This window comes from Saccharopolyspora sp. NPDC002686 (assembly GCF_040295745.1).
In the GTDB taxonomy this organism is placed as follows: Bacteria; Actinomycetota; Actinomycetes; order Mycobacteriales; family Pseudonocardiaceae; genus Saccharopolyspora; species Saccharopolyspora oryzae.
The window spans coordinates 1-10135 of sequence record NZ_JBEOVY010000294.1; the positions used below are offsets into that span (position 1 = coordinate 1).

Consider the following 10135-nt stretch of genomic DNA (forward strand, 5'->3'; position numbering starts at 1 on the left):
GCCCGACACGCCGGAAGGTATGGACAGGTCGTCCGGCCTGTGGAGAACTTGTGCGATTTCAATGGAAATTGGACGTCTGATTTCCATTGAATTTGCGTTTCTCGGGCGATGGCCAGGGGAGCCAGTCGCGGTTGGCTCTTGGTGTCGGCGCGTTCGTGGCCGCGTCCGGTGCCAGTCGCCGGGACAGTGCTGAATCGTGACCGACACGCTGGGTGTTCGTTCGGTTCCTGTTGGAAGTGGTTGGGGTGGCGGGATTTTCGGTGGGGAAAGGTATTGGAAACTTACTTCGGATGGCGTATAAAGTAGCGCATGTCCGAGGTCAGCGACCGTTCTGCGCCCACTGGGAACGAGGCTCTGCGGCGCATCCGCACCGATGCCGTGCTCGCCGCTCTGCGCGAGCACGGGCCCGTTTCGCGCACCGAGCTCGCCGGGTTGACCGGTTACCGACCGTCGTCGTTGACCGAGATCGTTCGCGAGCTGATGGGGTCCGGGCACGTCATCGAGGTCGGGGCCGGGGATTCCTCCGGGGGGCGTCGGCCGCGGATGCTGGAGTTCAACCCGTCCGCCGAATCGCTGGTCGCCGTGTCCCTCGAGGGGGAGCAGGCGCGCGTTTCGGTGGTCGACCTCGCCGGGGAGCTGCTCGGGGCGTACAGCCTCGCGGTGGATCCGGGCGCGCCGCTGGACGGGCTGAGCGACGTCGTCCACCAGGCACTTCGGATGCATCCGAAGCCGCGTCCGAGCCGCGTCGTGTTCTCGCTCCCCGGTGTTGCCACCGCAGAAGGGGCCGTGGCGCTCTCGCCGGTCTTGGAGTCGTTGGGCGGGCGGTCGCTCACCGAGGCGTTGGCCGAACGGGTCGGGTTGCCCGTGCAGATCTCCAACGACGTCAACCTGATCGCGCTGGGGGAGCGCGAACGCGGCGCCGCCGCCGACGTGGACGACCTCGTGCTGATCTACGTCGGTTACGGCATCGGTGCCGCGATCGTCAGCGGCGGGGCGCTCTGCCGCGGCGCCGCCGGGTTCGCCGGGGAGATCGGTTTCCTGCCAGCGGGTTTGCCGCCCACGCCGCACAGCGGCGGGCGCGGCGAGTTCGAACGGCGGTGGAGCGTTCCCGGCATCCGGCAGGCACTGTCCGAACTGGACGGTCGGGCCGATGACGCCCCGGTCGCCGAGCTGGCCGCTCGGGCCGGTGAGCCTGCCGTCGCCGAGCTGCGCAGGCAGGTCATCGAGGCGTGGGCCTACGCAGCCATCGTCTGCGCGTGCGTGGTGAACCCGGCACGCGTGGTCTTCGCCGGAGCAGCCACCGAACTCGGTCCGGACGGGTTGGCCGAACTGGCCGCGCTCGTCGGCTCGGCCGCTCCGTCGGCACCCGAGGTCGTGTTCGCCGAGCTCGGTCCGCGCGCGCTGCACATCGGCGCGGTTTCGCCATCTCTGATCCCCCCGGCTGCGAACACCGCGCAGCCCGTGCGCGAAGGGTAGCCATGCGCAGAATCCTGTCCCTCATCACCGGTATGGCGTTGTTCGCCGGCCTGACCGGGTGCGGTCTCAACGCCGCCGGCGGCGACGACGGCCTGACCATCTACACCGCCCGCGACAAGGAACTCGCCGAGTCCGTGGTCAAGGACTTCGAGGAGGCCAACCCCGAGTACAAGGGCAAGGTCCGGATCCTGACGCTCGGCGCGCAGGAAGCCGCCGAGCGGATCTCCGCCGAGCGCGGCCACCCGCAGGCCGACGTCTGGTGGGGCGGCTCGCAGCAGCAGCTCAGCCAGGCCGCCAACGACGGTGTGCTCGCGCCCGTGCCCGACCAGGTGCGCGACCGGATCCCCGAGCGCTACCGCGACGCGGAAGGCCGCTGGGTCGGCGAGATGGTGCTCGCCGAGGTCGTCTTCTACAACGACCAGATGCTGACCCCGGAGCAGGCCCCGAAGGACTGGGACGACCTGATCAAGCCGGAGTACAAGGACAAGATCGCGGTCCGCGACGTCGCCGCCTCCGGCACGATGCGCAGCATCTACTCGGCGATGATCAGCCGCAACAGCACGCCGGACAACCCCGAGCCGGGCTACGACTGGCTGCGCAAGCTGGACGCCAACACCAAGATCTACGCGGCCAACCCGACCGACCTCTACCTGCGGATCCAGCGGCAGGAAGCGCCGATCAGCGTCTGGAACCTGCAGGACGTCATGCTGCAGCAGAAGAAGAGCGGCGCCCCGTTCAAGCCGGTCGCCACGACTTCCGGTGTGCCGCAGCTGATCGACGGCGTGGCCAAGGTCAAGGACGGCCCGAACGCGGCCGCCGCCGACAAGTTCCTCGACTTCCTGCTGAGCGTCGACGAGCAGAAGAAGCTGGGCGAGGAGTACTTCCAGATCCCGACCGTCGAGGGCGCCGGTGAGCCGAGCTGGCTCGCCCCGCTGGGCCTGAAGGAGATGCCGGTCGACTGGGAACTCGCGGGCAGCAAGGAATCCGAGTGGATTTCCTACTGGACGGACCAGATCAAGAACCGGAACTAGCAGCGCCGGTGCGGGGTGCCGGTTCTTCCTGGAACTGGCACCCCACCGCGCCCGAGAACTTCCAGCACCTAGTCGCCCCGCCGGTGCGCGGGCAGAGCACGGAGCGACCAGCATGATCCCCGTTCGCCTCGACCGCGTCGGCAAGAGCTACGGCTCGGCCGCTCCGGTCGTGCACGACATCGACGTGACGATCGAGTCCGGTGAGTTCTTCACGCTCCTGGGCCCGTCCGGCTGCGGCAAGTCCACCACGCTGCGCATGATCGCCGGGTTCGTCACGCCCACCAGCGGCCGAATCCTCTTCGGCGACCGCGACATCACGGCCACCCCGCCGAACAAGCGCGGCACCGGCATGGTGTTCCAGAACTACGCGCTGTTCCCGCACTACGACGTCGCGCAGAACGTCGCCTACGGCCTGGTGACCCGCAAGGTCGCCAAGGCCGAACGCGCCGAGCGGGTCACCGCCGCGCTCGCCGCGGTCGGCCTCGAAGGCTACGCGGACCGGCGCATCGACCAGCTCTCCGGCGGTCAGCAGCAGCGCGTCGCGCTGGCCCGCGCGCTGGTCATCTCGCCCTCGGTGCTGCTGCTCGACGAGCCGCTGTCCAATTTGGACGCCAAGCTGCGGGAGGAGACCCGGGTCGAGATCCGGCGCGCGCAGCGGGAAGCCGGGATCACCAGCGTCTACGTCACGCACGACCAGGCCGAGGCGATGGCGATGAGCGACCGGATCGCCGTGCTGGAATCCGGGAAGCTGCACCAGGTCGGCACCCCGCGCGAGGTCTACCACCAGCCCGCGACCGCCTTCGTCGCCGAGTTCATCGGCGGCAGCAACGTCCTGGACGCCGAGGTCGTGGAGGTCTCCGGCGAGCAGGCCGTGGTGGAGCTGGCCGGATCCGGCGCGAAGCTCTCCACCGGCGGCGCCGAGCAGGCCAAGACCGGTGAACGGGTCGCGGTGTCCGTCCGGCCCGAGCACTTCGAACTCACCGAACCCGGTCAGGGCAGCTTCGACGCCGTCGTGCGCTCCGTGGAGTTCACCGGCGCGACCTGCCAGTTCGAGCTGCGGGCCGGAGAACTGGAGCTGTCGGTGGCAGTGCCGGACCGGCCCGGTCTGCCACGCCCCGGCGACGACGTCGGCCTGCGCCCGGACGCCGACCACGCCTGGCTGGTGCGGCCATGAGCGCCCCGGCGGTGACCCCGAAGTCCCGGCGCCGCAAGCTCCCGGCCTCCGACGGCGACCGGTTCGTCTACGTGCTGGCCGTCCCGGTCGTGCTGGTGCTGCTGTTCCTCGTCGTCATCCCGATGGCGACGACGGCCATCACCTCCGCCGGCGGCAACGGTTTCGCGACCAACTACGGCAGCCTGTTCGGCGGCAGTTCCGGGCAGGCGCTGCTGCTGTCGCTGGTGAGCTCGCTGCTCTCGGTCTTCTTCTGCGGTGTGCTCGGCACGCTGCTCGCAGTGCTGCTGCACCGCTTCGACTTCCCCGGCCGCCGCGCGCTCTCGGTGTTCGCGGTGCTGCCGATGGCGCTACCGCCGCTGATCGGCGCGGTGTCGTTCGTGCTGCTCTACAGCGAAACCGGGATCCTGCCGCGCACTCTCGCCGCGCTGCTCGGCATCGACCCGGCCAGCACCTCGGTCGGCGGGCTCGCTGGTGTCGTCCTGGTGCACGCCTTCACCATGTACCCGTACTTCTACCTGTCGGTCTCGGCCGCGCTGGCCGGGATGGACGGGTCGCTCGAAGAGGCCGCGACCAACCTCGGCGCCGGCCGGATCCGGGTGTGGCGGACGGTGCTGCTGCCGATGCTCACCCCGGCGCTGGTCTCCGGTGCGCTGCTGACGTTCATGATGTCGATGGCGTCGTTCACCGCGCCGCAGCTGTACAACGTGCAGACGCTGACGATGGAGATCGTCTCCGCGCGCACCTCCGGAAACGCCGCGCTCGCCGCCGCCCGGTCGACCGCGCTGTCCGTGGTGTCGATCGTGTTCCTGCTGAGCATGCGCTGGTACCAGGGACGTCGCGTGCACCGCAGCCTCTCGAAGGGCACTCCGAGCGCGCGGCGCGCACCGGCCTCGGCCGCGGCGAAGTTCGCCGCCGCGCTGGGCAGCCTGCTGCTGACGGTGGTGCTGCTCGCGCCGGTGCTGGTGATCGTGCTGGTGTCGTTCTCGGTGGACGGCGCGTGGACGACGCAGGTGCTGCCGTCCGAGTACACGCTGGACAACTACCTGGAGATCTTCTCCGAGCCGCAGAGCCTGCTGCCGATCTCGGTGAGCGTGCAGACCAGCTTGCTGGCCACCGCGTTCGCGATCGTCGTCGGTGCGGCGGCCGCGTGGGTCGTGGCCCGGTGGCGCAAGCCGGGCAGGGGCCTGCTGGACGTGGTCATCATGCTGCCGTGGGCGTTGCCCGGCACCGTCATCGGCGTGAACCTGGTGACCGCGTTCAACGAGCCCGGCGTCGGCAACCTCGGCCTGACGCTGGTCGGCACGCTGTGGATCCTGCCGGTCGCCTACTTCGTCCGGTTCGTGCCGCTGGTGTTCCGCTCGACCAGCGCCTCCCTGGACCAGCTCGACCCGACGCTGGAGGAAGCCGCGCGAAACCTCGGCGCAGGCCCGATGAGAGTCCTGCGCACCATCACGTTGCCGCTGGTCATGCGGGGTGTCCTCGCCGGTGCGCTGCTGGCCTTCGTCGACGGCGTGGGCGAGTACGTCGCGTCCGTGGTGATCTACCCGCCGGGCCTGCCGCCGATGTCGGTGGAGATCTACAACCGGATCTACTCCTCGGAATTCGGCACCGCTGCCGCCTACGGCGCACTGCAGATCGTGCTGATCCTGATCGTCCTGGCGGTGTCCAACCGGCTCGGCCAGGGGCCGCGCCAGAAGCGTTCCGCGGCCGCCCCGGCGGTCGTGCCCACCGCGTGAGCCCGCCTCAATCCACAGTGGAAAGAGTTCTTGACATGCAGCCTCCGGAAAACCTGTCCGCCTACTGGCAGAACCACCTCCGGGTCGCCTTCGAGAAGTCCGCGCCGCAGCTGTACCGGCCGATGCTGACGGCCAGCCTCGCGCACGTGGTGATGCTCGCCGAGCAGGGCCTGCTGCCTGCCGAGCGCGCCCGGCAGCTGCTGGGCGGGCTGCGCGAACTGCTCGCGGCCGAGGACGACCGGTTCGTCTTCGACGGCAGCGTCGAGGACGTCTACTACCTGGTCGAACAGCGGCTCGCAGCGGCGGCCGGGATCAAGAAGTCCGAATTGGACGTTCAGCTGGCCCGGTCCCGCAACGACCTCGACGCCGGGGTGTTCCGCATGGTGCTGCGGGACAACGTCCTCGACCAGGCGCGTCAGGCCTGCGCTGCCGCAGAGGCCGCTGCTGTGCAGGCTGACCGGTGCGCGGAGGTGCTGATCACCGGGTTCACCCACCGCCGGCCGGCGCAGCCGACCACGCTCGGGCACGTGCTCGCCGGTTACTCCGAGGCGCTGCTGAGCCAGGCCGACGAGCTGCTGTCGGTCTACGACGAGCTCGACGTCAACCCGCTCGGCTCCTGCGCCTTCGCCGGGACGGACCTGCCGATCGAACCGGAGCGGCTGGGCGAACTGCTCGGCTTCCGGGAGAGCTTCACCTCCAGCTACGAGGCGGTGGCCGGGTCGGAGCACCTGATGCGCACCGCGGCCGTGCAGGCGCGGATCCTCGCGACCGGTGCCCGGATGGCCCGCACCATGCTGGACTGGATGACCTTCGGCTGGATCGCCACGCCGGACGCCTACTGCCAGGGCTCGAGCATCATGCCGCAGAAGAAGAACCCGGTGGTGCTGGAGCACATGTGCTCGATGGCGGGCGCGGCGGCGGCCGACCTGGCCGCGACGATGAACAACGTCGGCGCCGCCTGGTACGAGGACTCCAACAACGCGACCACCGATGTGCAGGAACACCTGTGGCGGGCGGGGGACCGCTCGGTGCGGTTCCTGACCATGATGGGCGGGCTGATCGAGGAGCTGCGCCCGCAGGACCCGCCGTCGCCGGAGCAGGTGGTGGCCACCGGTGCGACCACCACCGCCATCGCCGAAGCGCTGGCCGGTGCCGGAATCCCCTGGCGCGGCGCGCATTCCGTGGTCGGCGCGCTCGTCCGGCAGGCACCGCCTGCGGAGTGGACGAGCTCGGTGGTCGCCGCGGCGATCGCGGAGGCCGGGCTGGGCGAGGTGGACGACTCGGTCGTCGAGGCCGCGCTCGCCGCCGGGCTCAAGCCGGAGCTCGTGCTCGACCGCCCGCAGGTGGGTGGTCCCGGTGCGGCGGCCGTTCGGCGCACGGCGGAGCTGGCGCTGGGCCGGGCGCGCTCGCTGGCCGGTGAATTCGCCGCCCGTCGCGCGGTTCTCAGCGAAGCCGCGGCCAAGCTGGACGCTGCGGTCGACGGTGTGCTGGCCGGGGGCTGCGGGTGAACCAGCCTGCTCCCGGCGACCGGATCACGGTCGTCGGCAACGTCAACCTCGACGTGCTGGTCGCCGGTGCGGCGGAACTCCCGCCGCCCGGCACCGAGCAGATCGTGCCCTCGATCGTCCTGCGCCCCGGCGGCTCGGCCGCCAACACCGCCATCGTGCTGGCACAGCTCGGCAGGTCGACGGTGCTGGCCGGGCGCGTCGGCGACGACGGCACCGCCCGGCTGCTCACCGAACAGCTCGACCTCCCCGGACTGCGCCTCGACCTGGTCCGCGCTGAGGACGAGCCCACCGGCGTGACCGTCGCGGCCGAGGCGCCGGGCCGGGACCGGTCGTTCTTGTCGGCGCTCGGGGCGATGTCCGAGCTCGACGCGGAATCCGTGCCGGCCGAATCGCTGTCCGCGCAGTTCGTGCTGCTGTCCGGGTACTTCCTGCTCCCGGCCCTGCGCGGCGAGTCCGCGCGCGGCCTGCTGGCCCGGGCGCGGCGGGCTGGAGCGCGCACCGCGCTGGACACCGGTTGGGACCCGGCGGGCTGGTCGGAGACCACCCGCGACGAGGTGCTCCAGCTGCTGCGCGAGGTCGACGTCTTCTTGCCCAACGAGGACGAACTCCGCGCCCTGCACGGAGACGACTGCACCGATGAGGAAGCGGCCCGGAGCATCGCCGACAAGACCGGTGCGACCGTCGTGGTCAAGCGCGGCGCGCTCGGAGCTCTCGTCGCGCAGCCAGGACAGGAACCCACCGCGCACCCGGCGCCCGAAGTGCAGGTGTGCGACTCGACCGGTGCCGGGGACGCGTTCAACGCGGGCCTGCTGCACCGGCTCGCCGACGGCGCGGACCTCGCCGAGGCCGCCGACTACGCGGTGCGCGTCGCCGCGACCGTGATCGTCCGACCCTCGCACGACCGCGCTTTCACCCCGGAGGACGTGATGGCATGAGCAGCCAGAAACGCGAGATCACTCCCGGACAGGACCACTGTGATTCGCGGGGAGGCGGGACAGCCATGACCGGCGCTGTGCCAACTCCAGCCCTGATCAACGGCACCTCAGGGGACCGTGACGCAACCCAGCCACAAGAAACCGTGCCACGCGAGATCACTCCCAGACAGGACCACCGCTGTGATTCGCGGAGAGGCGGAACAGTTTCGGTTCTCGACTTCCACCTGCACTTCCGCATCGAGCAGGACCCGGCCACCCGGGACCTCTCCGGCGGCCAGTTCAGCTGTGCCGACCACGACGAGCAGGCGCAGCGCCGCCGCACCGAGCAGGTGGCCGAGCAGTCGCGGCGCTGGCGCCGGGCCTGGGACTTCCCGGACCCGCAGCCGGACCCCGACCGGACCTGGCAGGACGAGGCCGATCTGTGGCTGGCCGAGCTCGACCAGCACGGCATCGCGCACGCGGTGTTCGTGACCGGCTGCGGCGACGAACAGGTCGCCGAGCTGGTCCAGCGCGCCCCGGACCGGTTCTCCGGCATGGCGAACCTGCGCGACCTCACCGCCCCCGACGCCGCCGAGAAGCTGGCCAGGGCGATCGACGAGCACGGGCTGCGCGGGCTGAAGCTGTTCGCTCCGCTGCTGCCGCACCGCATCGACGACCCGGCCGCCGACCCGGTGTGGCGGGTGGCCGCCGACCGCGGCATCCCCGTGCTGATCCACTTCGGGCACTGCGGGTCCAGCGGCGGCGTCGCGCACAACGCCCACATCGAACCCGCGTGGCTGGAACCGGTCGCCAAGCGGTTCCCCGGCATCCCGTTCGTGATCCCGCACTTCGGCGTGCAGCACGTCCAGCAGGTGCTGTTCCTGTGCTGGGCCTGCCCGAACGTCCTGGTGGACACCTCCGGGTCGAACCAGTGGGTGCGCTGGATGCCCTACAAGCTCACGCTCGAGGACCTGTTCCGGCGCTGCTACGAGACGATCGGACCCGAGCGCATCGTCTTCGGCAGCGACTCCTCCTGGTTCCCGCGCGGCTACTGCTACCGGTACCTGGCCGACCAGCTGCGGGTGTGCCACGAGATGGGCATGCCGGAAGCGGACCTGCGCGCGATCTTCGGCGGCAACGCCGCGCGCCTGCTCGGGATCCCGGACTTCGCGAGAGGAACGACATGACCACGACGGAAGCAGGGCCCGGCACCTGGATGGCCGCGGAGATCGCCGAGCAGCCGCGGGTGCTGGCCGACCTGGCGCGCAGCGCCGGGGAGTTCCGGGCGGTCGCCGAGCAGCTCGTGCGCGCCCGGCCGAAGTTCGTGCTGTTCGCGGCGCGCGGCTCCAGCGACAACGCGGCGCTGTACGGCAAGTACCTGGTGGAGGTGCTGCTCGGGCTGCCGGCCGGTCTGGTGTCGCCGTCGACCACCACGCTGTACGGCGCCGAACCGGACCTCGCCGACGTCGCGCTGATCGCGGTCAGCCAGAGCGGCGGATCCCCGGACCTCGTGGAGGTGACGGAGCAGGCGGCCCGGCGCGGGGCGTTCACGGTCGCGGTGACGAACACGCCGGATTCGCCGCTCGGAACCGTCGCGCGCCACAGCTTGGACATCGGTGCCGGCCGGGAGCGCGCGGTCGCGGCGACCAAGACGTACTCGGCGACGCTGCTCGCGCTGAACCTGCTGTTCACGGCGGTTCACGGGGTCGCCCCGGTGTCGCCGGACCGCATCGGCGAGCTCGCGCGGACCAGCCTGGACGGCAACGCGGAGCGGGTCGTCGAAGCCGCGCACCGGCTGCGCTTCGCGGACCGGGTGATCACCACGGCCCGCGGGTACTCGCTGGCGACCGCGCAGGAAGCCGCGCTGAAGCTCGCCGAGACCAGCTACCTGGTCACCCGCGCCTACAGCGGCGCTGACCTGCTGCACGGACCGATCGCGGCCGTCGGACCGGAGACGGCCGTGCTGGCGGTGCAGGGCTCGGGCCCGGGCGGTGCGGCGATGGCGGAACCGCTGGCCCGGCTCGCCGCGCAGGGCGCGGACATCCTGCGGATCGGTCCCGGCGCGGACGCCGGGCTGCGCATCCCGGACGTGCCGGAGGAGCTGTCCCCGGTCCTGGAGGTCCTGCCGCTGCAACGCCTGGCGCGGGAGCTGGCGACCGCCCGCGGTCACGACCCGGACAACCCGGCGGGCCTGCGCAAGGTCACCGAGCAGCAGGTGGAGTCCGACGGCGCGGGCGGCTGGCAGCTGGTGCTGCGGCCGCGACTGGTGATCGAGGCGTGGAACGCGGAGATCTCG

8 protein-coding genes are annotated in these 10135 nt (G+C 71.1%); all 8 read left to right on the forward strand.

Features of this window, described 5'->3' with window-relative positions; translation table 11 throughout:
- Positions 1 to 309: 309 nt before the first annotated feature.
- Positions 310 to 1476 carry an ROK family transcriptional regulator gene (locus ABTZ89_RS29575; protein WP_270950025.1) on the forward strand — a complete coding sequence of 389 codons (1167 nt, stop codon included), beginning with the start codon at positions 310 to 312 and terminating at the stop codon, positions 1474 to 1476.
- A gap of 2 nt (positions 1477 to 1478) precedes the next feature.
- A complete protein-coding gene (locus ABTZ89_RS29580) occupies positions 1479 to 2507 on the forward strand; it encodes an extracellular solute-binding protein (RefSeq protein ID WP_270950024.1) in 1029 nt (342 codons plus the stop codon).
- Positions 2508 to 2619: 112 nt separating this feature from the next.
- Positions 2620 to 3681 carry an ABC transporter ATP-binding protein gene (locus ABTZ89_RS29585; RefSeq protein WP_351050787.1) on the forward strand — a complete coding sequence of 354 codons (1062 nt, stop codon included), beginning with the start codon at positions 2620 to 2622 and terminating at the stop codon, positions 3679 to 3681.
- On the forward strand, positions 3678 to 5417 hold the full coding sequence (locus ABTZ89_RS29590; protein WP_351050790.1) for an ABC transporter permease: 1740 nt from the start codon (positions 3678 to 3680) through the stop codon (positions 5415 to 5417). The genes ABTZ89_RS29585 and ABTZ89_RS29590 overlap by 4 nt, the downstream gene beginning before the upstream one ends.
- A gap of 35 nt (positions 5418 to 5452) precedes the next feature.
- On the forward strand, positions 5453 to 6925 hold the full coding sequence (locus ABTZ89_RS29595; RefSeq protein WP_351050793.1) for a lyase family protein: 1473 nt from the start codon (positions 5453 to 5455) through the stop codon (positions 6923 to 6925).
- A complete protein-coding gene (locus ABTZ89_RS29600; protein WP_351050796.1) occupies positions 6922 to 7860 on the forward strand; it encodes a carbohydrate kinase family protein in 939 nt (312 codons plus the stop codon). The genes ABTZ89_RS29595 and ABTZ89_RS29600 overlap by 4 nt, the downstream gene beginning before the upstream one ends.
- Positions 7861 to 8003: 143 nt before the next feature.
- Positions 8004 to 9026, forward strand: a complete 1023-nt coding sequence (locus ABTZ89_RS29605) for an amidohydrolase family protein (RefSeq protein ID WP_351050799.1) — start codon at positions 8004 to 8006, stop codon at positions 9024 to 9026.
- Positions 9023 to 10135 (forward strand): SIS domain-containing protein (locus ABTZ89_RS29610; protein ID WP_502949614.1); only part of this gene is annotated, 1113 nt, incomplete at its 3' end. The genes ABTZ89_RS29605 and ABTZ89_RS29610, both read left to right, overlap by 4 nt.

Coding starts and splice junctions, on each gene's coding strand:
- ABTZ89_RS29575 (WP_270950025.1), top strand. CDS start 310: ATGTCCGAGGTCAGCGACCGTTCTGCGCCCACTGGGAACGAGGCTCTG.
- ABTZ89_RS29580 (WP_270950024.1), top strand. CDS start 1,479: ATGCGCAGAATCCTGTCCCTCATCACCGGTATGGCGTTGTTCGCCGGC.
- ABTZ89_RS29585 (WP_351050787.1), top strand. CDS start 2,620: ATGATCCCCGTTCGCCTCGACCGCGTCGGCAAGAGCTACGGCTCGGCC.
- ABTZ89_RS29590 (WP_351050790.1), top strand. CDS start 3,678: ATGAGCGCCCCGGCGGTGACCCCGAAGTCCCGGCGCCGCAAGCTCCCG.
- ABTZ89_RS29595 (WP_351050793.1), top strand. CDS start 5,453: ATGCAGCCTCCGGAAAACCTGTCCGCCTACTGGCAGAACCACCTCCGG.